The sequence below is a fragment of the Kurthia sibirica genome (assembly GCF_003143975.1).
Taxonomy (GTDB): domain Bacteria; phylum Bacillota; class Bacilli; order Bacillales_A; family Planococcaceae; genus Kurthia; species Kurthia sibirica.
Map to the genome: position 1 here is coordinate 102,268 of NZ_QFVR01000008.1, position 25,689 is coordinate 127,956.

Annotated in this window: 27 protein-coding genes, 1 pseudogene and 1 other annotated feature; of the genes and pseudogenes, 12 read left to right on the top strand and 16 right to left on the bottom strand. The window is 34.7% G+C overall.

The window, feature by feature from the left end:
• The first annotated feature begins 219 nt into the window (after positions 1-219).
• From DEX24_RS07985 to DEX24_RS08000, 4 genes and pseudogenes are all read left to right on the top strand, one after another.
• Entirely contained in the window at positions 220-921 is a 702-nt protein-coding gene (locus DEX24_RS07985; protein WP_109305897.1) for a helix-turn-helix transcriptional regulator, read from the top strand.
• 137 nt (positions 922-1,058) lie between these two features.
• On the top strand, positions 1,059-1,301 hold the full coding sequence (locus tag DEX24_RS07990) for a DUF2626 family protein (protein ID WP_109305898.1): 243 nt from the start codon (positions 1,059-1,061) through the stop codon (positions 1,299-1,301).
• An 819-nt stretch (positions 1,302-2,120) separates the two neighbouring features.
• Complete coding sequence (locus tag DEX24_RS17680; RefSeq protein ID WP_281288181.1) at positions 2,121-2,246, top strand: hypothetical protein; 126 nt, start codon at positions 2,121-2,123, stop codon at positions 2,244-2,246.
• 40 nt (positions 2,247-2,286) lie between these two features.
• A pseudogene (locus DEX24_RS08000) lies at positions 2,287-2,877 on the top strand (recombinase family protein).
• A gap of 144 nt (positions 2,878-3,021) precedes the next feature.
• Here the strand turns inward: DEX24_RS08000 and DEX24_RS08005 are convergent.
• Positions 3,022-3,312, bottom strand: coding sequence for a hypothetical protein (locus tag DEX24_RS08005; RefSeq protein WP_109305900.1), 291 nt, complete (start codon positions 3,310-3,312; stop codon positions 3,022-3,024).
• 99 nt (positions 3,313-3,411) lie between these two features.
• Between DEX24_RS08005 and DEX24_RS08010 the strand changes: the two genes are divergently transcribed.
• Entirely contained in the window at positions 3,412-3,597 is a 186-nt protein-coding gene (locus DEX24_RS08010) for a hypothetical protein (RefSeq protein ID WP_109305901.1), read from the top strand.
• Between the two features lie 434 nt (positions 3,598-4,031).
• Here DEX24_RS08010 and DEX24_RS08015 read toward each other — a convergent pair whose 3' ends face one another.
• Positions 4,032-4,670: an MBL fold metallo-hydrolase gene (locus DEX24_RS08015; protein ID WP_109305902.1), complete on the bottom strand. Its 639-nt coding sequence runs from the start codon at positions 4,668-4,670 to the stop codon at positions 4,032-4,034.
• 240 nt (positions 4,671-4,910) lie between these two features.
• On the opposite strand from DEX24_RS08015, the gene DEX24_RS08020 reads away from it, so the two are divergent.
• The gene (locus tag DEX24_RS08020; RefSeq protein ID WP_109305903.1) at positions 4,911-5,090 is read left to right on the top strand and encodes a DUF2759 domain-containing protein; all 180 of its coding nucleotides are present in this window, start codon (positions 4,911-4,913) and stop codon (positions 5,088-5,090) included.
• 580 nt (positions 5,091-5,670) lie between these two features.
• Here the strand turns inward: DEX24_RS08020 and DEX24_RS08025 are convergent.
• The 4 genes from DEX24_RS08025 to rpmG form a co-directional block, all read right to left on the bottom strand.
• Entirely contained in the window at positions 5,671-7,557 is a 1,887-nt protein-coding gene (locus tag DEX24_RS08025) for an LTA synthase family protein (protein WP_109305904.1), read from the bottom strand.
• 204 nt (positions 7,558-7,761) lie between these two features.
• The gene (locus DEX24_RS08030) at positions 7,762-7,971 is read right to left on the bottom strand and encodes a YqgQ family protein (RefSeq protein ID WP_109305905.1); all 210 of its coding nucleotides are present in this window, start codon (positions 7,969-7,971) and stop codon (positions 7,762-7,764) included.
• Between the two features lie 17 nt (positions 7,972-7,988).
• Positions 7,989-8,558, bottom strand: a complete 570-nt coding sequence (locus tag DEX24_RS08035) for a 5-formyltetrahydrofolate cyclo-ligase (RefSeq protein ID WP_109305906.1) — start codon at positions 8,556-8,558, stop codon at positions 7,989-7,991.
• 65 nt (positions 8,559-8,623) lie between these two features.
• A complete protein-coding gene (gene rpmG, locus DEX24_RS08040; protein WP_109305907.1) occupies positions 8,624-8,773 on the bottom strand; it encodes a 50S ribosomal protein L33 in 150 nt (49 codons plus the stop codon).
• 164 nt (positions 8,774-8,937) lie between these two features.
• Between rpmG and DEX24_RS08045 the strand changes: the two genes are divergently transcribed.
• Together DEX24_RS08045 and DEX24_RS08050 are read left to right on the top strand one after the other, a co-directional pair.
• On the top strand, positions 8,938-9,306 hold the full coding sequence (locus tag DEX24_RS08045) for a hypothetical protein (RefSeq protein WP_109305908.1): 369 nt from the start codon (positions 8,938-8,940) through the stop codon (positions 9,304-9,306).
• Complete coding sequence (locus DEX24_RS08050) at positions 9,306-9,746, top strand: hypothetical protein (protein ID WP_109305909.1); 441 nt, start codon at positions 9,306-9,308, stop codon at positions 9,744-9,746. Before DEX24_RS08045 ends, DEX24_RS08050 begins: the two co-directional genes overlap by 1 nt.
• Positions 9,747-9,802: 56 nt before the next feature.
• Here DEX24_RS08050 and phoU read toward each other — a convergent pair whose 3' ends face one another.
• From phoU to DEX24_RS08090, 8 genes are all read right to left on the bottom strand, one after another.
• Positions 9,803-10,465 carry a phosphate signaling complex protein PhoU gene (gene phoU / locus DEX24_RS08055; RefSeq protein ID WP_307725577.1) on the bottom strand — a complete coding sequence of 221 codons (663 nt, stop codon included), beginning with the start codon at positions 10,463-10,465 and terminating at the stop codon, positions 9,803-9,805.
• Between the two features lie 14 nt (positions 10,466-10,479).
• Positions 10,480-11,313 carry a phosphate ABC transporter ATP-binding protein PstB gene (pstB, locus tag DEX24_RS08060; protein ID WP_109305910.1) on the bottom strand — a complete coding sequence of 278 codons (834 nt, stop codon included), beginning with the start codon at positions 11,311-11,313 and terminating at the stop codon, positions 10,480-10,482.
• A 16-nt stretch (positions 11,314-11,329) separates the two neighbouring features.
• The gene (pstA, locus tag DEX24_RS08065; protein ID WP_109305911.1) at positions 11,330-12,208 is read right to left on the bottom strand and encodes a phosphate ABC transporter permease PstA; all 879 of its coding nucleotides are present in this window, start codon (positions 12,206-12,208) and stop codon (positions 11,330-11,332) included.
• Entirely contained in the window at positions 12,208-13,062 is an 855-nt protein-coding gene (pstC, locus tag DEX24_RS08070) for a phosphate ABC transporter permease subunit PstC (RefSeq protein ID WP_109305947.1), read from the bottom strand. Before pstC ends, pstA begins: the two co-directional genes overlap by 1 nt.
• Before the next feature lie 157 nt (positions 13,063-13,219).
• Positions 13,220-14,197, bottom strand: coding sequence for a PstS family phosphate ABC transporter substrate-binding protein (locus tag DEX24_RS08075; RefSeq protein ID WP_109305912.1), 978 nt, complete (start codon positions 14,195-14,197; stop codon positions 13,220-13,222).
• Between the two features lie 489 nt (positions 14,198-14,686).
• Complete coding sequence (locus tag DEX24_RS08080) at positions 14,687-16,837, bottom strand: peptidoglycan D,D-transpeptidase FtsI family protein (protein WP_109305913.1); 2,151 nt, start codon at positions 16,835-16,837, stop codon at positions 14,687-14,689.
• A gap of 178 nt (positions 16,838-17,015) precedes the next feature.
• Positions 17,016-17,624, bottom strand: a complete 609-nt coding sequence (locus tag DEX24_RS08085) for a superoxide dismutase (protein ID WP_109305914.1) — start codon at positions 17,622-17,624, stop codon at positions 17,016-17,018.
• 116 nt (positions 17,625-17,740) lie between these two features.
• Positions 17,741-18,220 carry a DUF456 domain-containing protein gene (locus DEX24_RS08090; protein WP_109305915.1) on the bottom strand — a complete coding sequence of 160 codons (480 nt, stop codon included), beginning with the start codon at positions 18,218-18,220 and terminating at the stop codon, positions 17,741-17,743.
• 147 nt (positions 18,221-18,367) lie between these two features.
• Between DEX24_RS08090 and DEX24_RS08095 the strand changes: the two genes are divergently transcribed.
• From DEX24_RS08095 to DEX24_RS08105, 3 genes are all read left to right on the top strand, one after another.
• Entirely contained in the window at positions 18,368-18,889 is a 522-nt protein-coding gene (locus DEX24_RS08095) for a DUF1189 family protein (protein WP_109305916.1), read from the top strand.
• Between the two features lie 604 nt (positions 18,890-19,493).
• Entirely contained in the window at positions 19,494-20,609 is a 1,116-nt protein-coding gene (gene ispG, locus DEX24_RS08100) for a flavodoxin-dependent (E)-4-hydroxy-3-methylbut-2-enyl-diphosphate synthase (protein WP_109305917.1), read from the top strand.
• A gap of 18 nt (positions 20,610-20,627) precedes the next feature.
• Positions 20,628-21,200, top strand: coding sequence for a 5' nucleotidase, NT5C type (locus tag DEX24_RS08105; protein ID WP_109305918.1), 573 nt, complete (start codon positions 20,628-20,630; stop codon positions 21,198-21,200).
• Positions 21,201-21,421: 221 nt separating this feature from the next.
• Here DEX24_RS08105 and DEX24_RS08110 read toward each other — a convergent pair whose 3' ends face one another.
• Positions 21,422-21,904 carry a hypothetical protein gene (locus tag DEX24_RS08110; RefSeq protein ID WP_109305919.1) on the bottom strand — a complete coding sequence of 161 codons (483 nt, stop codon included), beginning with the start codon at positions 21,902-21,904 and terminating at the stop codon, positions 21,422-21,424.
• Positions 21,905-22,116: 212 nt separating this feature from the next.
• Positions 22,117-23,232 (bottom strand): transglutaminase domain-containing protein, encoded by a 1,116-nt coding sequence (locus DEX24_RS08115; RefSeq protein WP_170112883.1) that lies wholly within the window; start codon positions 23,230-23,232, stop codon positions 22,117-22,119.
• A 501-nt stretch (positions 23,233-23,733) separates the two neighbouring features.
• Positions 23,734-23,969: a binding site (T-box leader), on the top strand.
• A gap of 48 nt (positions 23,970-24,017) precedes the next feature.
• On the opposite strand from DEX24_RS08115, the gene metG reads away from it, so the two are divergent.
• Positions 24,018-25,652 carry a methionine--tRNA ligase gene (metG, locus tag DEX24_RS08120; protein ID WP_109305921.1) on the top strand — a complete coding sequence of 545 codons (1,635 nt, stop codon included), beginning with the start codon at positions 24,018-24,020 and terminating at the stop codon, positions 25,650-25,652.
• Positions 25,653-25,689 lie beyond the last annotated feature (37 nt).

The window sequence follows — 25,689 nt, forward strand, 5'->3', positions numbered from 1 at the left end:
AAATACGGTTTACCAATAATCAATGATAAAATAACGCAATTTTCAGAGTATAAGCATTTTTACCCTCTTGTTTCTCGAAAACGCACAAAAAAAATACTCTATTTTATATAAATGGCTATTATTGTATTATTTGTTTGGCAAAAGGTAGATTTTTTTACTGAATATTACTAGCAATTGTTCTATAATAGGTGAGAAGCAATATGAAAGTGAGGTTATACAATGATCCATCCACTTAAAATTACAAGTACTCTTGCAGATGATACTCGCTTTTCTATTTATCAGTATATGCTCCAAGAAAAAGAAACATTCACAGTCCAAAAAATCGCGGATCAATTTGGTATTCATCCAAATGTCGCACGATTACATTTAACAAAACTTACTGAAATTGATGTAATCTCTTCTGAGTTCGAAAAAACAGGTAAAGGTGGGCGCCCTGGACGAATTTATCGTGCATCAGAGAACGGTGTTTCATTATCATTTCCAAAACGCAACTATGAGGAGTTGCTTGGTTTAGTTCTTGAGATATTAGTTGAGCTAGGACCGGATTCGATTGCTATGGGTAAAAAGGTTTGCTATCGTCGCGGACAGAGTGACATTCTATCAATAGTTCGCGACCATGGAACATCCGTGAATTCATTATCCTATGATGATAAAATCGCCATAATCACTGAAGCTTCCACACTAATTGGCTATGTACCCGTCGTTACTGATTTAGAAAATGGGCAACGTTCTATACATTTTGCTGTCTATAATTGTCCCTACCACAATGAAATTGCAGAATATGCAAACCTTGTTTGTTCATTACATGAATCCTATTTAAAAGGGCAGTTTGATTGCTTATTTAATGTAGATGATTTCATGCAAATTGAAAGTATGACAGATGGTTGTAAATACTGTTCATATAATGTTTCAACAAAATAATTACATACTTTTTTTTACATTTATATATTTAATTACACTTTTTTGACACAATATAGGAGAACTCTTAGTTTACTTTTCATCACTCCATCTTATATAATGTAGTTGTATATATTGTGCAGAAAAGGAGGGATTATCAAATGGACAAAATGTATAAAGTTATGGCCTTTTGGACTGGTATATTCTCAGTCATGTTTTATTTAGGTGATATGAAACAAGTTTCGCTATTATTCGTTGCCAATACTGGCTTTTTCCTTCTTTTAGGTTTCTTAAATCTTACAGAACGCATGTATTTGTATATTTTTGGAGCCTATTTGATGGTTTTCTTTGCAGGATTCACGTATTATACAACTTTTATACAAGTTCCCGGTATGGGACACTAGAAAGCTCCTTTTAGGAGCTTTTTCTTCTTCTTTACATCCATACTATATGTAGTCCTGTCACTCTATTACTTTAAACACTATTGACACAATGTTTATGCTACGTTAAACTTTTATTGTAGCTTGAGCTTTATCATTACCATTTAATTGGTGAGAAACAAAACAACCCCTAATGAAGGTAATGCCTTCGACTATTGAATTATAATAATTCAATAAAAAAGACCAAGGACAGTAGTATGCTGTCCTTGGTCTTTTTCGTATGTCTAAATTCTTCAAACTTTTTTTAAAATGGTTCTATTATATACATTGGGGTATCAAAACAATCCATGTTTTAGATCTGTAGAAATAGGCAGAAAGGTGAGCTATGCTGTACGAAGTTGATTATGAATATTTCAGGATCAAAAGATATTTAGTCACAAAAACCGAAGAAATGGCAAACAAGTATGCTCTTTTTATAGAGAGGATCAAGCGTTCACCTATTTGTCCAGCTCGTCAGTCAATTACCCTGAAAGCACATGATGATCGCATACAAAAAATGAACCATCTAAAATGGTTTGAACGACTTACTGTTCTGTAGTATAAGCGTCGAAACTATGTTTGTTCTTATGGAAAACATTTTTCAGAAAAGACTTCTTTTATTGGACGTGATCAACGCTTTTCTAAAGAATGGAATCAAGCGATTCTACTCTTATGAATATGAAAGTAGAAAGAAGTTAGTTTACATCTGGGCCACATAGGAAAAGGGGTTCTGTTGCAAGGTTTCTCAATTAACCTGATATCAGGTAGAATTATTCGAAGTTTCTGCCTAAAGAGCGAAACCTAATGGCAAATCGTTTGTTTATTTTAAACTTTGCAACAGAACCTTATTGTGATTTTATTTATACAAAAAAGACAACAGGTTATAACCTGCTGTCTTTTTCTTGTGCTTTTGGTATCATTGCACTTTGAACAAAACAATTAAGATGGGCAACAGAGAGAGGTAGAAAAGATGGCGAAAATAGGATATGCAAGAGTATCTTCAGTAGGACAAAATTTAGATAGGCAATTAGAAAAACTGACACATGTAGAAAAACTATTCACTGATAAATTATCAGGGGCAGAAAAAAATAATAGAACAGGTTTAAATCAGTTAGTAGATTTTATTAGGGAAGGAGATATTGTTGTTGTTACCGAATTAGACCGTTTAGGAAGAAATAATTCAGAGTTGACCCAAATTATGAATGATATACAGACGAAGGGAGCTACTTTAGAAGTTTTAAATCTTCCAACACTTTCAGGCGTTGAAGATGATAATTTGAGAAAATTAATCAATAATTTGATGATAGAACTTTATAAATATCAAGCTGAAGCTGAAAGAAATTCCATCAAAGAACGACAACGTCAAGGTATTGAAATTGCTAAGAATAAAGGTAGATAAAAGGGAGGTCAAGCAAAGTACAAGGAAAACGATCCTAAGATGGAATACGCTTTCAAATTATTCAAAGAAGGTGAAACTGAAGCTAGGATTGAAGAAATAACAGGAATAAACAGAAGAACATTCAAAAGATACCGAGAAAAATATAATATTCATAGAGAGTAACACTATATCTTTTAAATAGAGAATGGTTGTTAATAGGGTTCTGTTGCAAAGTTCGATTTCTACTTGAAATTCAGAAGAAAAACCATTTTCTTAAAAATGAAAAGCCTGTTACATCAACGTTTTCATTTTTAAAAATTAGAAGAATTAGCTGAAATTTGATGAGTTTTTCAACTTCGCAACAGAACCCATCAATCTAATGCCTGTGTTTTGTAAATACGAATTATAGTCTTTTTCACTGTCGAAAAATATTACGGAGCCATCAGGTTGATTAATAGAGTAAGGAGAGTCTACAGATAAATTCACATTTGACTCACCTACTTCAATACCTGCGGCAGAAGCTTTAGACGTTTCGGTAAAATAAGAAAACGAAAAAGTTAAAGTCACTATAAATCCAACTAAATAAGAAAATTTAAACCTTGTATTGATAATAGCCATAAATATACCCCCTCTTGTTTATAACTATAAATTACCATATAATCAATTATTAGGTAACTGTTAGTTTGGACAATAAAATAATTTACTAGGAGGATTTAAATGAATACTATAGCGGGGACAATTTCTTTATCTGTTTCTTTTGTTTTATTTATATATTTAAGTGGATTAAAAGTCACTTATTCAACTAAATATATTTCTGAATTTTGGGTTTTCCCAATATTATTACTATTACTTTCTATCATTCTCTTTGGACTTGAATTTAAAAAAACAAGAAAGAGCCTTTAATGGCTCTTTTCTTTTTTTCTAACCGTGTCAAATTTGATACGGTACTACATCTCCAAAACTATTGATATAACAATCTTTATTAAACTTTTAATAGGTCTTATTGGATAGGCTACACTAAGTTAGACAGATAAAATAAAGGCTTGTAAACGTAGACTATTAACTTAAGGGAGTGTGCTATTATGACACATCAACGTGTTCATTTTTAAAAATTAGAAGAATTAGCTGAAATTTGATGAGTTTTTCAACTTTGCAATAGAACCGGAAAAGGTGTATGACATTGAATATACAATGTCATACACCCCCATATTTTACATAGAGTCACAATAGATTGGTTAGTCTTACCATTTACTATCGTTTACTTTATAATCTACGCCCTGTTAGACTTTTATAGACTGGCTTATCCATCAGCCGTTCATAGCAGATTCTAATAAACGTTAAAAACCGTTTAAATAGGGGTTGGAGTCAATTTCTTCACCAACAGTTGTCGCGGCATCATGTCCAGGGTAGATAATCGTATCAGCAGCAAGTATCAGCAAATGATCGTGGATACTTTTAAGTAATAGGTTTTGATTGCCGCCAACTAAATCCGTGCGACCAATGCTTCCTTTGAACAATGTATCTCCAACAAATGCTAATCGATCTTCTTGAAAAATAAAACTTATACTACCCGGTGAGTGACCTGGTGTATAGGCTACATCAAATAGGAAGTTTCCTACTTCTACATTTTTGGCTGCTTGTAAATAATGATCTGCTTCTCGCATCGTATAATTTGGTAGTTGTGCATACTTTCCAGAACCATTGAGATCTGGATTACTAAGCCATTCTTTTTCTTTAATATGCATATAGACTGGAATATCAAATGCGTCTCTCACTACGTCCAGTGCACCAATATGGTCGAAATGAGCATGTGTCAGTAAAATTGCTTGTGGTTTTAATGATGCCTTTTTAATTTCTTTAATAATATCATTGCCTTGTTCACCCGGATCAATGATTAAGCATTCCTTTTGTTTATTTGAAATAATATAACAATTTGTTTGCACAGGTCCTAGTGCATATTTTCTAATATTCAACATTTTATTACCTCACTTTATTCATTACAAACTGTTCTTTACTTGAATAATAGTTTAACATATTGGGAAGCCGAACTCTATCCACGTTTGCCTCTTAAACATTTTTACATATTTAGTAACTATTTTACTTTTATTCAAAGTTTAGACACGTATAATTATCGACAAACCTAGATTTTACCATTATAATTAGAGAAGTACTATTGCTTTAGGCATTCATTTCCAATTTTCGAGAGGGGTGTCACAATGAACTTATTAATGGTTATTCTTGGCTTAGTGTCTATTTTAGGTTTGATCGGTACAATCCAATCAATACGAGAAAAAGCAGTGCTTGGCATTGTTTTTAACTTTGCAGCCTTTGCCGTATTTGGCTGGTTTGTCTTTATGACAATTTTAGATTCTGGTTTCCCACCTAGCTTACACTAAGAAAAAGAAAGAATGTCGCAAAATGACATTCTTTTTTCTTTGTGTAAAATGCCCTGTATAGCCTTTTACACAGTAGTAATAATGGCTCTGTATCAACTAGTGGGGTGGCGTGATGTGAATTTTTCACACATGCCCTTTTTTCTATTTGTTCGTTTCGGACGAATGCTTTCCGGCAGATGTCCTCGTCCTTTACTACACAACTCATTCACCCTAAATGCAAACCAATTTCTTCATCCTTCATATTCAATAAAATCTTCGTTCGAAAATGAGCAAAGCGTCTACATCCAAATGCATGGCGTTTGAAAACTTTTTTTATTGTTAATACCTTCTAAAAGCTATTTAAATTCTCTACTTGCCCGTTTTTAAGCGTACGAATCGGTCGCGTTGTGCTCTTTTACGCTACATACCACAAGCTCGCTTCTCCTACCGAATTAGTTGAAGCGAGGGCCGCGGAAAGTGTCGAGCAGAGATGATATTGTTTGAAAACCACAACAAATAGTATAGAACCCTAATAATTAGGTTTATTAATTACTATTGAAAAACCTCTCACAACATTTGACTGATGTGAGAGGCTTTTTTACTATTCGTTTACTGCACCTGTCTTATTATCATAAAATCGTAATAAATCACCATTGATAATTTTATCAGATACATCTAATTTTTCATTTGCACGTTGAATTAATGGTTCACATGCCGTTTTATCTTCTAGTTTTTCACCTGTTTTAGCATCATAACATGCTTCACCAGCATATACTACTTTATCCGTAATAAAACGACCATCACGGAATGTTATAAAGTTTTCATGATCTTTAGAGAATAAATCTTGACCAAATTGTAAATCCTTTGAAGTATCTACACCTAATAAATGAAGTACTGTTGGACGAATATCCATTTCACCTGAAACTTCATGCATTACTTCCCCTTTACCAGAGTCAGGAATGTGGATGAAGAACGGTACGGATTGTAATTTAGCTGAATCATAAGGTGTGATGCTTTCTTTATCAAGGTATTTAGCCATTGCATCATTGTGATTTTCGGAAATACCATAGTGATCACCATACATAACAATTATAGAATCATCATATAATCCTTCTTTTTTCAACTTATCAAATAATACTTTAACAGCTTTATCTGTATAGTTAACTGTTTGGAAGTAGCGATCAACGGTTTTATCTCCTGAATCATACGGTTCGATGAATTGATCTTCATCATCCGAAGTGAATGGGAAATGATTTGATAATGTGAGCATTCTTGTATAAAACGGTTGTGGCATTGTTTTCATAATATCAACGGATTGTTCCATAAACGGAATATCTTTTAAACCCCAGTTTGCAGAATTGTCATCTGTTACATCATACGATTCAACATCATAAAACGTGTCAATATTCAATGCTTTGTACATAATATCACGGTTCCAAAAACTTTTGTTATTCGAGTGCATAACTGAAGTTGCATAACCTTGATCATTTAAACGGTCTGACATCGATTCGAATTTATTGCCCGAGTTCGTAAAGAATACCGCACCTCGACCAGTACCGTACATCGAATTTTCTACGATGAATTCAGCATCCGAAGTTTTACCTAGACCGGTTTGATGATAAAAATTATCAAAATAAAATGTATCATCATCTTTTGCAAGTTTATTTAGGAAAGGTGTAATTGTTTGACCATTTACTTTGTTGTTAATAACAAAGTTTTGCATGGATTCAAGTGAGATAATAATGACATTACGTTTTTTAGCTAAACCATAAAATTCTTTGTTTGGCTCTGTTTGATTAGATTTGACATAGTTTGTCACATCAGTCAGTTCACTGCCATCAGCCATTGCACGTTGAGCATGTGATTTCGACTGCACAAATATATCATAAAGATGATAATCATATGTGCCTAAGTTTTTCACTAATAATTCACGATCAAAACTACGCGTTAGTAGTTGAGGTCGTTCTGTTTCAGCTAATCCTAAGTTCAAGAATAAAATTGCAAATGACAGAACAAAGTACGTACGACGCATATTCGGTCTAACAACGACCATTTGTTTTGCATTCGGTACAAATTTAATCGCTAAAATAATAATTACTAATCCAGTGAAGTAAAAAATATCTGAGAAGTTAATTAACGTCGTTACCGAGTTACCTAAATCACCGAAATTACTTGTTTGGAATAGTACAGGTAATGTTATAAAATCACTATAGAAGCGATAGAATACTACGTTACCGTATAATAATATTGATAAAAAGACACTAATCGATATTATAAAACGATTTCGAACTTTATATGACTTGAAGAATAGTGAGATACCAAAAACAAAAAGTAAAAATGCAATTGGGTTAATTAACAAAATAAATTGTTGCATCATATTTTCAATGTCAAGATCGAAACTTGTTTTATAAGTAAAGTACGTTTGTAGCCACATGACTACAATTGCTATGATTAGTATCGAATGTTTAGGCCATTTAAAAGACTTCATATCCTAACATCCTCCTAATTTTTTCTTTTTTATAAAAGCATTTTTTATTTTAATATAAAATGAACATAGAGTATCATAAGCTATTTATTGCTTTTTCGCAACATTTTCCAGTAGCTCAAAACCTATACACCTTTATATCATTCGTCGTTTCAACATAAAGACGAGTAAGCAAATACAAAGTTCCCTATTTTTCTAAAATAATAATTACGCTTTATTCGCTTCCAATTTTAAGCGTAATTCCTCCGTACGTAAAATATGTTTAGCTACTTGAAAATCTCTTAAATCTAACATACCACCTTGATAGAGGTCATTTAATTCACTTTCCATTAAATGTAGATCACCGATGCGGTCCCTCGTGTAAATATAAGTGCCAAAGGTTTTTAAGTATTGGCGAATATCATATACATTATTCATTAGTGCTACTCTTCCTTTCAAACATTATTACATGTAATAATTCGTTCTTCAGTTACAATTTTGCATATAGCTAAATCATACCCATCTGTCGGTATTTTATCAACTATCTGCACTTCAAACGCCATAGAAATTGTCGGTTTATCGAAATCAACTAAAAACCGATCATAATATCCGCCACCAAATCCTACTCGATAGCCAGCTAAATCAAACGCTATTCCTGGTGCGATCAACACATCAATCATTTCTTTTTCTATTTTAGTTGTCTGTTCAACAATCGGTTCTTGTAATTGTTTAAAAACTACTTCAAGTTCATCAAAACTAGTGAAAATATAAAAATCCATTTGTTTTGTCTCATGTTTACATTTTGGAATAGCGACATTTTTGCCTAGTTTCCAAAGTTGTTCAATAAGGTCGATTGTATCGACTTCTGGGTAGTGCGAAATTGTGATTGCAATCGTTTTGGCCTGTTTTACTTCGCTCATATTAAGCAACTTATTATGTATCATTTGTGAATGAATTGTATAGAGCTTTTGTGGGATTTTTGAGAGTTCATTTCGAACAAATTTCCGTAAATTTTTTTTATCCATTGAAATCACCCTTCCTTTTGAAAATGGAAAAGCCAAAACCTATTAAAAGGTTTTGGCAATGAGCATTACTTCGTTTCGCGATGAAGTGTCATCTTTTGTTCACGAGAGCAATATTTTTTCAGTTCAAGACGTTCTGGATTGTTACGTTTGTTTTTCTTTGAGATGTAGTTACGTTCGCTACATTCAGTGCAAGCTAATGTAATATTAACGCGCATTGTTACCCCTCCCACTCTATATAAAGAATAATATGTCTTAGTGAGCATGACTTATACGACTAACCTATTATAACACAATCTCATGAAAAATCTACTATCATTTCGCAATAGTTTTGCGTATGATGAAATAGATAGAAAAAACTACATATTTGGGAGGAATTAAGATGGATTTATCATTAATACTTATGATTTCAGGCATCATTATTATTCTTATTTCCTTTTTTGTCGGCCGTTCTAAAAAACAAACCGATCGAGAAATTGAAGAATTATCCTTATCATTTTATCAAGAAAATGATCAATTGAAACGTCGCATTAAAGTGATAGAAGAAGAATTGATGCTCAGTACGAATAAAACGCCAAATAAGAAAAAAACTTCTCTGAACTCTGCCTCTACCATCAATCAAATTTTTATCAGCCAAGTACTTACTTTGCATGAACAAGGTTATACGTTGAACGAAATTGCACAACGTTCCACATTATCAGCTGATCAAATTGCGACAATTATTCGCACAAGTCAGGTTGCTCCACACTAATGAAAGCTATTATGCGCTCATTTGGAATTGCTCTTTTCATTGCCGGTGCAGCAATGAGTGTGATACAAATGAATGAAGTCGAACCAAAAGAACCGATAAAAGAAGCTTTTGTCACTGCTGATGAATTAGCTAAAGTACAACAACAATTACAAGTACAACAACAAGTCAATGATAAACTCACAGCGCAACTCAAAAAACAATCACAAAAAAAAGCGAATCAACCTAAAATCGTACAGTACACATTGAATGTAAAATCTGGTATGGGTACATCAGAAGTTAGTACAGCGCTACAACAAGCTAAAATGATTGAAGATGCCAATGATTTTGAAGAACTCTTGATTAACGAAGGGCTTAGTTCAAAAATCCAACTTGGTAAAAGTAAATTGGATTCTACAATGTCCCAGAAAGAAATTGTCGCCGTTATTACAGCTAGAAAATAGAAAAAAACCGTCAAATAATTCATTTGACGGTTTTTTTATGTACAGAACAAAATGCATTAATGATTCAGTTCATAATGTTTACCTTTTAATAGGAAGAATAACGCTTCAGCAAGATTTGTTGCATGGTCCGCTGCTCGTTCAATATATTTACAAATAAAACTTAACTGTGTTACCTGTTCAATATTCGCGCCGTGTTCTTTAGCCGATTCAATAATTTCAACAATTGTTTCGCCGTATAATTTATCAATTTCATCGTCCCGTAGAGATACTTCTTTAGCATAGTGCAAATCTTCTTCTTGGAAAGCTTTTAACATATCCCGTAACATTTCGATTGCTAAACTGCGGAGTTCCTTTATCTTTTCAACGGAGTATTGAATATCCGTTTGACCAAGACGAATCGTCTCCTTCGCAATATTGACTGCGTAATCGCCGACACGCTCCATATTGCTTGCAGCGCTAATAATCATAATAAGTCTTCTTAAATCGGTTGCTACAGGTTGTTGCTTGGCAATGATTAAAATAACTTCATCTTGGATATGTTCTTCTAGACGATTAATAAAGCGATCCTGGTCTAAAATCATCAGAGCTTGATCGATATTTTTACTTAAAAAAGTATCAACCGATTTATCAAATGCTGCAATGGACATTTCGCAAATATCGACTAATAATCGTTGAACTGCCGCCAAATCCTGTTCGTATTTTTCTCTGACTACCATCATTCTCTTTACTCCCCCTATCCAAATCTTCCCGATACATAATCTTCTGTACGTTTATCTGATGGATTTGAAAAGATTTTATCTGTCGCAGCATACTCAATCACTTCACCATTTAAGAAAAAGGCTGTTTTATCGGAAATACGTGCTGCTTGCTGCATATTATGCGTCACGATAATAATCGAATAATTTTTCTTCAATTCTTGTACTAATTCTTCTACCTTTAGAGTAGAAATTGGATCTAATGCCGAAGTTGGCTCATCCATTAAAATAACATCTGGTTCAATTGCCAAACAACGTGCGATACAAATCCTCTGTTGTTGCCCTCCTGAAAGTCCATAAGCATTCTCATGAAGACGATCTTTTACCTCATCCCAAATAGCGGCGCCTCGTAAACTCTTTTCGACAATTTCATCTAAAATTCTACGATTTTTAATACCATGAATTCTTGGACCATAGGCAATATTATCATAGATAGATTTTGGGAACGGATTTGGTTTTTGAAAAACCATTCCTACCTTTGTTCTCAATTCTTCAACGGCATATTCCTTATCTAAAATATTGCGTTCGCGATAGAGAATTTCACCTGTTGTACGTACAGATGGTACAAGTTCTACCATACGATTCAGCGTTTTTAAATAGGTTGATTTACCACAACCAGATGGTCCAATAATCGCTGTCACTTCATTTTCATTTATATCTAATTGAATCCCTTTTAACGCATGGGTGTCACCGTACCACAAATCTAGATTCTGTGTTTGATATACGGTTTTTTTAGCTTCATTTGATACGATTTTTAAATTTGGTTGTTCATCTTCTTGAGAAAATTTATTGTTTATCGGGTTGTTTACCATCATCTATTCCTCCAATTTAGTAGCGCTTAGAAAATTTATTACGAATAATAATTGCAACTGAGTTCATAATGACAAGTACGATCATCAAGACAAGTATGCCCGCTGCTGCGACATATTGAAATTCTTCTTGTGGTCGTTTTGCCCAATCGAATATTTGCATCGGTAAGGCTGTAAATTCACTGAGTAAACCTTCAGGTAAGAAATGAATGATTACCGGTATACCTAGTACGACTAACGGTGCTGTTTCACCAATTGCTCTAGATAATGCGAGAATACCACCAGTTAAAATACCAGGAATTGCGGAAGGAAGAACAATTTTTACAATCGTTTGCCACTTTGTTGCACCCATCCCGTAAGAGGCTTCTCTTAAATCTTTTGGCACGGCTCTTATCGCTTCTTGTGACGCGACAATGATAACTGGTAGTATGAGTAAACTCATCGTAAAACCGGCTGCTAATACACTTTTTCCAAGACTTAACATTCGTACGAATATCGTCAAGCCCAATAGACCAAAAACAATGGATGGTACACCTGCTAAATTTGAAATATTCATTTGAATAAAGGTCGTTAATTTACTTTTCTTTGCATATTCTTCTAAATAAACGGCTGCGCCAACCCCAAATAACAGAGATACAGGTGCTACGACTGCCAACAACCATAAAGAACCAATTAAAGCAGCTTTAATACCGGCATTTTGTGGAAAACGTGATGAAAAATTCGTTAGAAAATCCCAGTTCAAGTAGGCGTGACCTTGGGAAATCATACGATACATTAAGATAGCAAGCACTACTAATGATAATAATGTGGCGCCTAAGAAAAAACTTTTTAATAGTTTATTTTTAATAAGACGTGAAGCCATTCTTTTTTTGACGCGATCTTCATGTAAATAATTCATCAGTATTCCTCCCTAAAGCGTTTCGATATAAAACCAGCGATTAGGTTCATCAATAATGTAAAGATGAATAATGTGAAACCAACTGCGTAAATCGAATAATAAATTGTCGTGCCATATCCTGCATCCCCTGTAGATACTTGTACGATATAAGCGGTCATTGTTTGGATGGAATCCGTTACTTGCCCATCAAATTTTGGTGTCGCACCACCAGCAAGTGATACAATCATCGTCTCTCCAATCGCACGAGAAATACCGAGAACTGCGGATGCTAAAATACCAGATAATGCTGCTGGTACGACGATTTTCAACGCTACTTCTAACTTTGTTGATCCAAGAGCAAGTGCCCCTTCGCGCATGGATTTGGGCACACTGGACATCGCGTCCTCTGACAGAGAAGCAATTGTCGGTAAAATCATAATACCGACGACAATCCCAGGGCTTAACGCATTGAATATTTTCAGTCCAGGAATGATTTCCTGCAATAAAGGTGTGACGAATGTTAAAGCGAAGAAGCCATAGACGATTGTGGGAACTCCCGCCAATACTTCCAATATTGGTTTGATCACTTTACGCACGCTTTCGCTAGCATATTCACTCAAATAAATAGCCGCAGCTAAACCTAGAGGAACTGCAACAGCCATCGCGATTGCTGTAACTTTTAAAGTTCCTACTATAAGTGGCAATATGCCATAGGTCGGATTCGTTCCGGAAAACGGCATCCACTCGGTTCCAAAAATATAATCGATGAATGGTACTCTTCTAAAAAATTCCACCGTTTCAAAAATGAGTGTAAATACAATTCCGACTGTCGCTAAAACGGACACTAATGCCGTGATAAATAGTAGCTTTGGCATCAATTTCTCAATGAATTTTTTAGCGCCTTTATTTTTAGATTGCTCAATCAAATCCTGTACATTCAATTTGTCATGCCCTGGCTTCCCTACCACTTATTCCAACCCCTTTTAAGAAAAAAAGGCGTAGCGCCAATGCTACCGCCCTTTTAATAATCTGTTATTTTAATGCTTCTAGCTTCGTTAAATCCTCTGAATAATCTTCATCTGGTGAGCGAACATAACCAACTGATTCAGCAAGATCCCCTGCATTGTCGATTGCGTACTTCATAAAGTTATACATGACCGGATTGCTCTTCACAGCTTCATTTTTTACATAAACGAATAGTGGACGAGATAACGGTGTGTATTCACCTGATTTAATCGTGTCATGCGTTGGTTCAACACCATCTACTTTAACGACTGATAGCTTATCTTTATTTGCAATATAATAGGCAAATCCGAAGTAACCAATGGCATTTTTATCTGATTCAACACCTTTTACGAGTACATTGTCATCCTCTGAAAGTGTTGCTGATTTTACGATGTCTTTACCTTCTAATATGTCATTGACGAAATAGTCATATGTGCCTGATTCCGTACCTGGTGAATAGTAGACGATTTTTTCATTTGGCCATTTCGAGTTAATATCAGACCATTTTTTGTCCTTGCCACTCTCAATCCAAATTTCTTTTAATTCTTTCACCGTCGCATCTTTTAACCAAGTATTTTCTTTATTTACAACGATTGATAATCCATCATATGCGATTTTCATTTCTGTGTAGTCAATACCTTTTTCTTTAAGTTTTGCTGCTTCTTCGTCTTTAATTGGACGAGAGGCATCCGAGAAATCTGTTTCGCCGTTAATGAATTTTTCAAAACCGCCGCCAGTGCCTGATACACCTACTGAAACTTGTACTTTTGGTTGCTCTGCTGAGTATTCTTCGACGATTGCTTCCATAATAGGAGCGACTGTTGAAGAACCATCTCCAGATAATTTACCTTCTAGTTTTTCATGATCGCTTGCTGATGCATTGGACTCAGCAGAGCTTGAAGAACTATTTGATGAGCTGTTTGATTTTTCATCATTGCCGCACGCTCCTAAAATTAGTGCCGAGCCTACGATACCTGTCATCATAAAGTACTTCCAGTTTTTCATTGTTTTTCCCCCTAAGAATGTTTGTTGTTTACTACACTTATTACTATATCGCTTTAATGTTGAGGAGATATAAATGAATTGTAATGAAATATATGGCTTTTGTTAATGATTTGTAAAGACAGAAAATGATTTCTCTAAATTTCCTCCTATATCAAATAGGGCTGGGACATACGTATAAAAATACGCAGCGTATAAAGACAAAATTAAAAGGCATGAGCCCGATATACTATCGAACTCATACCCAAACCATTGCCGAATGAAATAATCATATCTAACTTTACGGGTCACTTCATGTTGCGGTTTGTTTTGTTGTTGCGAACCCTACTTTTTCAATTTTATGGTCTATCAAGTGATTTTTAACATACATAATAAAAAAAGAGCGAATGGCGTTTCTTTTAAGAAACGCCATTCGCTCGAAATGATTCAACTTTGTTAGGTGACTAACCATCTTTATCTATATGAATAGAATCAATTAGTCGTCTAGAAATATTATCGCTCGATTTTATTTCCTACTTCATTGTTGATTTTTTTATTCTCTTTTTTCTTCAGTTCGAAAAACTTATCGACAGATTGACGTGCGATAATATTGTTAATAGCTGTGTATTGTTCACTTGTTGTAATCCAAGGAACAATGACAGCATATGCTATCTGCGGATCTTTTTCTGGAGCAAAACCAACATGAGTCACCGTTAATGATTGTGTACCATAGCGTTCTTTTTGTGGACCAAAATACACTACTTGTGCAGTACCTGTTTTACCAGCACCCTTGAATTTAGAGTCTCTAAATTGACCAGCACCAGATCCATTAGCACCGTAATACACACGTGTCATACCTTTTTTCACATGATCAATTTCTGCAGTTGTATTTTCAATTGTACCTAATACCTTAGGTTGAATTTCTTGATCCAACGCACCAATTGTTTCGCCATCTGTTGACGGTTCATGAATTTCTTTTAACAGGCGTGGCGCAATACGCTTACCACCATTGGCAATTGTCGATACATACTGTGCTAATTGCATCGGCGTATACGTATCATATTGTCCAATTGCTAAATCGAGGTATTTACCACCTGCCGTTTCAGGTCCTTTAACCCCAGTAAACTCACCTGGTAAATCAATACCCGTCTCAACACCAAGTCCAAATTGTGCATAGTAACGACGCACACGATTGAATTCGACTTCCGTCGTTGGTAGTGGACCATTATAAATATAAGGCATTTTAGCGACCTTCATAAGCGTTTTAAACATATAGACATTGGATGAACGTTCAAGTGCTGTCAAATCATCCATTAGAATAGAACCACCTCGATTAAAGATGGACGATTTAGGCTTCGTCCCCGCCAATTTCACAGGTGAATCGACTTGACTCTCACCCGGTGTAATAGCACCATAATGATAACCCGTTAATAAAGTAGCTGGCTTAACGACCGAACCTACTTCATATGAACTTGTAAATGCACCGATTGAGTAATCATTAACAACTTGTTTACCATTATCATCTTTTTCAATCTTTTTACCAACCATTGATAAAACTTCACCTGTTTTAGGGTCCATCATGACAAGGAATGCACGATCTAAAAGACTAGAAGAACCTGTACGTTTCGCCATCAATAATTGGTCTGTTACAATTTTATCTGTCGCTTTTTGTAATTTACTATCAATCGTTAAAACAAGATCCTTCCCTGCCGTACCCTCTTTAACAACTTTTGTATCAACGATCTCACCTTGACTATTAGAATCTGATTTTACGACTGATTTTTCACCTTGTAAAATCGATTCATACTGCTGTTCGATATAGGATTTACCAACACGGTCATTACGCGAATAATCACGTGCAAGGAAATAGCTTAACTTATCTTTTGGTATCCCTTCTTGCGGAGAAGTTGTACGACCAAGAATTGTTAATTTCGATTTTAACTCACGTTGCCAATCCGTTGTTGTATTGACGCCTGGAAGATCTGTTAAATGCTCAGAAACAACAGCAAACTCTTTGTCTGACACTTTATCACTTTTAATAATTTGAGGTGACAAATTATATCCTGCGACCATCTTAGAATAAATTGCGACGATTTGTAAATCCTTTTTCGTCAATAATTTTAATTCTTTTGGTGTGATGCGACTTCTTACAATGCCATCGATTTCGTTTTGCTGTTCACCAGCTTTTAAACCATTTCCTAATATTTTTAGCTCTTCTTCATCCGTAATTTTTGCTTTTGCTTGCTTCGGATATTTAATCATCCAATAGTCCAATTTATCGCGTTCTGCAATACGGCTTGTATCCATCTTAATTAATGCACCTAATTTTTTAGCCATCTTTAACATTTCATCAGAAGTTGTCGTTGAATACTTCGTATATGTAATGGCATTTTTCGGTTTATTATCTACGAGAATTTTACCGTTACGGTCAAAAATTCGACCACGAGGGACGCTCGTGTTAACAGTAGCTTCCTCTGTTTTTTCCAATTGTTTAGCATATTCATCGCCTTTTACGATTTGCATATAACCTAATCTAATGACAAGACCAGAAAAAAGTATAAAAATTGTAAAGAAAAGAATATTCATACGAAGGGAAAGATTGGCTCTCTGTCTAGCGTTACCATTTGAAGAACGCTTTAATTTACCTTTATTTTTTCGCTTCATCAGTGTGCCTCCCTCAAACTATTACATTAATAGTAGTATATCATTTTTCTTCGTAAAAAAAAGTGTTACGTTACGACAAATACCACTTTCCATCTCTGCTATATACCCTTTTTCAAACAAAAAAAGCGCATCATCTTCTTGACGAGAAGATGATGCACTATGTTGCATAGTTTGAAAATTATTTTGCAGCTGCGTAACGTTCTGCAACTTTATCCCAGTTGATTACATTGTAAAATGCAGAAATATAATCAGGACGACGGTTTTGGTAGTTTAAGTAGTAAGCATGTTCCCAAACGTCAAGGCCTAATAATGGTGTTTTACCTTCCATAATAGGAGAATCTTGGTTTGCAGTAGATGATACTTCTAATTCACCATTAGATAATGATAACCAAGCCCAGCCTGAACCGAAACGAGTTTTAGCAGCGTTATCGAAAGCCTCTTGGAATTTTTCGAAGCTACCAAATTTAGCATCGATTGCAGCAGCTAATTCACCAGTAGGTTTGCCACCAGCATTTGGTGCTAATGATTCCCAGAATAATGAGTGGTTAGAGTGACCGCCACCATGGTTACGTACAGCAGTACGAATATCAGCTGGAACAGCGTCTAGGTCAGAGATGATTTCTTCGACTGTTTTACCAGCGAATTGTTCTTTACCTTCAACAGCAGCATTAATTCCTGCTACATAAGTACCGTGATGTTTTGTAAGGTGGATCTCCATTGTTTTTGCATCAATATGTGGTTCTAGTGCATCATATGCATAAGGTAGTTTTGGTAATTCGAAAGCCATAATTCATTTCCTCCTTGAGTTATCTAAATTTAATACATTCTTAGATTAACAAATATTTGGGCATTATTCAAATGAAAATGCCTACATCAAGCGTTTTTCAGTCTTTTGACGGAACTTTATATTACAAAAATAAATAATGCAATCATAATTACTTGAAGCGCTCCTTTTGTCACGACAGATGTCAAGAAACCAACGAGAGAACCAATACCTGCGCTGAGTGCGTTTTTCAATGTACTTTTCGAGAAAATAAGCTCTGCAATTACCGCTCCAATGAAAGGACCAATTATTATTCCAGCAAAAGGAATGACAAATGGACCAACTAATAAACCAATTGTACTTCCCCATATTCCAGCCTTCGAGCCACCGAATTTTTTTACACCAACGAGGTTAGATAAGGTGTCCGCAGTAAAGAGCAAGAGGGTCAGTAAAATTTGAATCACCCAGAACCACCAAGGGAAATCTGCAAAACTAAAAAATAGTCCATATATAATATAGCCTAAAAAGACAAATAATACAGATGGAATAATTGGATATATTAAGCCAATAAAAGCGACTATAAAACTTGCTATGATTAATATCCATGCAATAATTGTCATCATTCATACTCCTAACTTTTCGAATCTATCTAGTATATACGCATACCAACATAAAAACGTTTCATTTTCTTTTAATAGGCTTCAACTATGCAAAACATAGGGTATCAGTTACAATTTTAGGTATCTATTGAAAAAGGAGTTTATTTTATGAAAATTACCCACTATAGACTTTTTTTGGATTCTTTACTTCATCCAAAAAAACATGCCGCATTTCGCTTACTTTCTATAGGAAAGCTTATTCAATTTCTTTTTCTGATTGCACTACTCATATCCATACCTGCATCTATCCAATTTATTGAAGGTCTAAGTACACAAAAAGCAGCAACGGAAGGCTTATCGTCATTTTTACATGCGATTAATTGGTTGCTCTACCCACTATCCTTTTTATTCATTATTATTTTTAATATTACGATTCTTTTCATACAGGCATCACTATACGCCTTACTGGCATTATGTCTACTCAAATTTTTCCAGCGTCGTGGTGAATATCGTATGTTGTGGCGAACAGCTGCTTTTAGCATGATTTTAGGTGTTCTTTTATCAACAGTATTATCTTTTTTTTTCACCGATCAGCTAGCATTCCATCTGCTTGCCATCGCTATAACAACCATCTATCTACTAATCGCTATACAAAAATATCCGAAACAAGCAACAGCAAAAAATAGTTAACGTTTATTAAACAAAAGTCGCATATCTTTTGTCAAGCGGAGATACATGACATTCGGTATAATAATGGCGGCAGGCACTCATCATCACTTTATTGTCTTTAATGCGCAAAAAATATTCTTGATGTGAGTTTGTTACTATCTTTACATCCCGTCAATTCCATTCAAACTGTAGTCATAATGACGGTGAACAATCGTAGAAAACAGCGAATAGGCTTACTCGAATGACGTAATTTCTCATGACCGAAGCCTCAATGCAAGCCAAGAGAGTTTTGAAAGCGCTCTAAGAATACAAACATCCGTTTAAATGTACATAGAATCAGATGAATGACAAAAATCGTTCGATAAATAAAGCCATCATTGCAAGTAAAGAAATACGCTCGCAAGATCCACATATCACGATTAGTAGACTACAATCTGCTAGTCGTTTTTTTCATAGCAACCTAATCATTAAAAAATCGTTTGTATTATGCACACAATGTTTAAAAATATACACTATTCTCAACAATGATTTGAGGAATAGAGGTTTCTCCCTTGTAATATAGTTGAAAACACTGATAGAATAGTAAATAGTGAGGCTACTAAAAGCCAATGAAGGAGAGAGTTTGATGAACGAAATAACGCACCGCTCGAAAACACGTAAAGTCCGTGTAGGCGATTTAACTATTGGCGGCAGTAATGAAGTTATCATCCAAAGTATGACAACTACTAAAACACATGATGTAGAAGCAACTGTAGCGGAGATTCTCCGTTTAGAGGAAGCTGGCTGCCAAATTGTACGTGTAGCATGTCCTGATGAACGTGCTGCTGACGCTTTAGCAGACATAAAAAAACAAATCCATATCCCTCTTGTAGCGGATATCCATTTCGATTATAAGCTGGCACTAAAAGCAATTGAAGCTGGCGTAGATAAAATCCGTATTAACCCGGGTAATATCGGCCGTAAAGAAAAAGTAGAAGCTGTTGTAAATGCTGCTAAGGCAAAAGGAGTTCCCATCCGTATCGGTGTAAACGCCGGTTCATTAGAACGCAAAATCCTTGAAAAATACGGCTACCCAACTGCCGATGGTATGGTTGAATCAGCATTGCACCATATTAAAATTTTAGAGGATTTAGATTTCCACGATATTATCGTGTCTATGAAAGCTTCTGATGTCAATCTTGCAATCGAAGCGTATGAAAAAGCAGCAATGGCATTTGATTACCCACTGCATCTTGGTATTACCGAGTCTGGTACATTATTCTCAGGTACAATCAAATCAGCAGCTGGTTTAGGTGCTATTTTATCAAAAGGAATCGGTAACACATTGCGAATCTCTTTATCAGCTGATCCAGTTGAGGAAATTAAAGTAGCGCGTGAATTATTAAAATCATTCGGTTTAGCATCAAATATGCCGACGCTTATTTCATGTCCAACATGTGGTCGTATCGAAATCGATTTAATTACAATTGCCAATGAAGTAGAAGAATACCTACAAACAATTAAAGCACCCATCAAGGTTTCTGTATTAGGCTGTGCAGTAAATGGCCCTGGTGAAGCACGTGAAGCAGATATAGGCATTGCCGGTGCTCGTGGCGAAGGATTATTATTCCGCCATGGTAAAACTGTGCGTAAAGTACCTGAAGCAACAATGGTTGAAGAACTTAAAAAAGAAATCGACATTTTAGCAGAAGCTCATTATGCAAAGGAAGCAGCAGAAAAAGCGGCTCTAAAGAACGTTTAATTTTGGAGGCGAATCTAATTGTCAAAAAAATATAGTTTTGGAATTGATATTGACGGTACAGTTACAGCACAAGAATTTTTGCTGCCCTTCATCAATAAAAAATTCCAAACAAATTTAGTACTTGCTGATATTAAACAGTACGACCTCTCACAAGCACTCTCTGTGGATCATCAAATATTCTATGATTGGTTTAAAGAAACTGAAATTGAAATGTATGAAAATCCACCATTACAAAATGAAGTCATTCGAATTTTAAACAACTGGCATCCTGTTACAAACCTTAATTTTATTACAGCACGTGAAACAAACGCGACTGACGTAACGACAAGTTGGTTAAAATCATCAAAAATACCGTATGATGCATTGCATATTGTTGGTAACGCAAGTAAAGTACATGCCGCACGTACACAAAATGTTGAATTATTTTTTGAAGATAAGCATTCCAATGCTGTCGCATTAAGTGAAGAACTTGATATCCCTGTTATCTTGTTTGATGCTCCTTATAATAGAGAGCCATCACCCAAAAATGTTATCCGTGTCCAAAACTGGACTGAGGCTGAAAACTGGGTAAAAAAAGAATTTGGCATTTAATAGTACCCAAAAACGTTCATGAAGAAAAAGCACCGATGTCAATTGACATCGATGTGAATACTTCATGGGCGTTTTTTATACAAAATAAGTGATCTTGTCTTTAGAATGACAGTTTCTAAAAAACAATTAATGGAGAATTTCATTTTTATAATTCAACGAATCATAAAATTAACTCAATCCATCATCAGTTAACGCTATTTAGTTACTCAAACAAGATGATATCAGAAATCTATTTTTAATAAATCGAGTATTTCTTTTACTTTATCGGGATGCTTATCAACAGACACAAAAGAAATATCTTTCCCACCTAAAATATCTTGGTAATATAATGTACCGTCTTTCAATAAATATATTGTATAGGACCTTCCTCTAAAATCCCCTGTATCACCAAAAGCTAAAATATAACTACCTTTATCATGAAGCTGTTTAACGGATTGAATATCTTTTTCATATTTTGGTTTCTTCACAACTACACGGTCAACTATTTTCAATACGTCTTTCACCAACACTTTATCGGAGTATGTTTTTTGTGTATTTGTACTTGCCATCCCATCATCATCTAAACCTTGTATATAGACGTATTCATAAAAATCAGCTTTTGGAATGATTAATTGTTTTGTTTGTATTTTTGCATTGCCTGAATCACAAGAAATGAGCAATACAACCGCTAACATAATCAATATACTTTTACATAACTTGAACATTTACGCACCTCCATTTATCTTTTTATTATACAATAGCCCTTTCCTTTATATACTCTTTTTACCTTTTTGTAACATTTTAGGCATATTTACCTCTTATTCTATTGTACAAAGATGATTTATTTATTTTCCCATCTAAATTCACGTATAAGAAAACATGCTAAAAAAGAGCTGACCCTAAAATAATTTAGGGCCAGCTCTTTTTTAGCACGTTTTTAATATTTCATTTTATAGGCCTTTTTACCAACCTTAAAGTACAGGTACTTTCCTTTAACTTCAAGATTACTAACTTGTTTTTTTACTAACACTTTTAATGATTTACCTGCTGTTGACATAGAGCTTAAATAGGCTGAATTTGAGTAATTACTAAAATATAGTTTTTTGTTTGCATACGTTAAATATTGTACACGTGTGTGCGATAATTTTTTATTTTTCTTTGTTTTTAAATCATATACATATAATAAATCATTATCTTTTTTATTTGAATAAAATACTTTTGATGCGACTTGAACAACTGACCCCGTATTGACATAGAAATCATACGTAGTAGCTGTTGAAGCAGGATAATTCGAACGTACCCAATCATGATCTTTCGAAAGTTTATTGTCGCTAATTAAAAAATAGTTGTAACTAACTTCCGTATCGCTATTAGGTGTTGGATCATTCCATGTTGTATCAAGATTATACCATTTGCCGTCTACTTTTACCTTATTCCATGCGTGATCTTGATTCATTGATGTTCCGACCACATAACGAACGGGTAAACCAAGTTTTTCTAACATTTTATAGGCCACTAATGCATAGCCCTGACATACAGCATATTTATTATTCATTAAGCCATACGCTGTATAACGCTCCATACTATTACCGCCATACCTTGTATTTCGTACGATGAAATCATTTACTTCTTTCACTTTATCGTAATCTGATTTTGCAGATTTTTTGATTTTTGAAACTTCTTTGGTAATTTTTGCATCCGCACTCGCATCTTTTGTTTTTGATGTAAAATAATCGACTTTATAAGATATTTTACTCTCTGTAGCTTCTGAATTTTCTACGCGATATTGATAACTTTTAAGTGTTCCCGCAACCATATCATCCATATCCATAATTTTAGGTAAAATAGTCTTCACTTCTTTATTAAATTGAGACATATCACCTGTATATATAACCTCAAATGAGTTTGAATATCCTTTTACATTTGAATATACTTCATTTTTTAATTGTGAAATGGATGTCACTGTTTTAGATGCAGCAGATGCACTAGCATTGCCTATTAAAAGAAATGCTATCGTAAAAAATACTACATATAGAATTTTTTTGTATCTCATGCTATTCATCTCCTTATTTTTTCTATAACGCATGCCTTTAGTAACACTATACAACCATTACCATAGACATACAATAGACCTTTTAAGATGGTAAAAAAAGTCATCAAAATGAACCTAATTAACCTAAAAATAGAATAAAACAAGATTTTTTTTTCGCAATTATGGACTAGAATTAATCAATAAATAACTTTTAATTTTCTTTTTTTGAGTAATTTTCATTATTTTACTTCAGTTAACTATTTCTTTTCTGATCATAAAATAGGCATTAATACCTATTTTAGATATAACAACATAGTGGTACTATACTTTCTATTCATTTTTTAAAAATAAAAAAAAGAATGAATTAGGTAACTATTTTTACCTGATTCATTTCCTTATAAACAACTCTATTTTCTTTTATGTTCATCTATTTATTCAGCATGAGAAATAGATGAACAGAGAAAACAATGAAATCAACGATTTGAAATTTCATTTTCAACATGTTAAGCTGTATATAATAATTTTTAGGCAATGAGAAGGAAGAGTACGTGACAGCTGTATGATAGAGAGCTTCTGTTGGTGGAAATGAAGCATACAAAAATCACTGAATATGACCTTTGAGCTTCGTACCGATATGTAGGCTACGACGAGAACGGCACTCGTTACAACAGCAGCAGTATTAAATATGTACTGATGAAGGCAAATAGTGTGAGCTATTTGTAAACTTAGGTGGTAACACGAGTCTACTCGTCCTAATCGTAATCATACGATTAGGGCGTTTTTTTATTTTAAGGAGGAGATTATATATGTCAATTTTAGTTGGTGGCGCTTGGCCCTATGCAAATGGATCACTACATTTGGGTCATATCGCCGCATTATTGCCTGGTGACATTATTGCTCGTTATTATCGTTTAAAAGGTGAAGATGTTCTGTATGTATCTGGTAGCGACTGCAATGGAACGCCTATTTCCATTCGAGCGAAACAAGAACATACCACTGTACAAGCAATCGCAGATCACTACCACGCAGAGTTTGTTGATAGTTTTGCAAAGCTTGGTTTCAGCTATGATCTGTATACCCGCACAGACGCACAACATCATCATGAGAACGTTAAAGCAATTTTTTTACAACTTTTAGAAAATGGGTATCTTTATAAAAAAACAATTCAACAGGCGTATTGTATAACTGATCAACAATTTTTACCGGATCGCTTCGTCGTTGGTATCTGTCCGAATTGTGGTGCGCATGCACGAGGTGATCAATGTGATAATTGTGGGCAAATAATAGACCCTATAGATTTAATTGATCGTAAATGCACAATTTGTGGCAATGAACCCGAATTTAGAAACACAGAACATTTTTATTATGCTTTCAGTCAATTTTCACAAGAAATTCAGCAACTTGTAAATCAGGCCAAAAAAGAAGGAACTTGGCGTGAAAATGCACTCCATCTTACGCAGCGTTATTTGAATGAAGGTATTCCTGATCGGGCAGTTACAAGAGACCTACCAAATGGCATTGATGTACCTGTCGATGGTTTTGAAGGTAAAAAAATCTATGTTTGGATTGAAGCAGTGGCGGGTTATTATAGTGCTTCATTGGAATGGGCGAAGCAACACCATACCTCTGCACAAGCATTTTGGAGTGAAGATACAACAGCCTACTATGTACATGGGAAAGACAATATCCCCTTTCATACGATTATTTGGCCAGCCATCTTAATGGGACTAAACAACAAAGGACTTCCCCGTCATATTATTTCAAATGAATACTTAACTTTAGAAAAACAAAAACTGTCCACGAGTAAAAATTGGGCTGTTTGGGTGCCCGATTTCCTAGAACGTTATCATCCAGATTCATTACGCTATTTCTTAACGATTAATGCACCCGAAAACCGGGATGCTGATTTTTCATGGCGTGAGTTTATTTATAGTCATAATAGTGAATTGCTCGGTACATTTGCTAACTTCGTCAATCGTAATTTGAAATTCATCGACCAATCTTTTGCTGGTCAAATACCGCAAGCAACTATAGATAGTCAAATGCGCAATGCTGTGAAATCATTGTATGCTATAGTAGGTAGCTTGATAGAAAATGGCCAAACAAAACAAGCACTCGAAGCAATATTCGACCTAATTCGTGACAGTAATCGTTATTTTGATGCTGAAAAACCATGGATTACAGTGAAGGATAACCCAGCAGCTTGTGAAATAACACTTGCGACATCGGTTTATATTATAGAGAATCTTAGTCAATTACTTGAACCATTTCTCCCCTTCTCCTGTGTAGCTATTCGCAATATGCTTGCTTTACCTCCAGCAAGTTGGCAAGAAATTGTGACTTTATCACATCAAACGCATCAGACAAAGCCTTTATATAGTCGTATTCCTCTCGAAGAAATCGACAATGAATTAGCAAAACTACAACAAAATCATCAATAAATAAAAAACCTTCATCGTCCCTATATACAATAAGGGC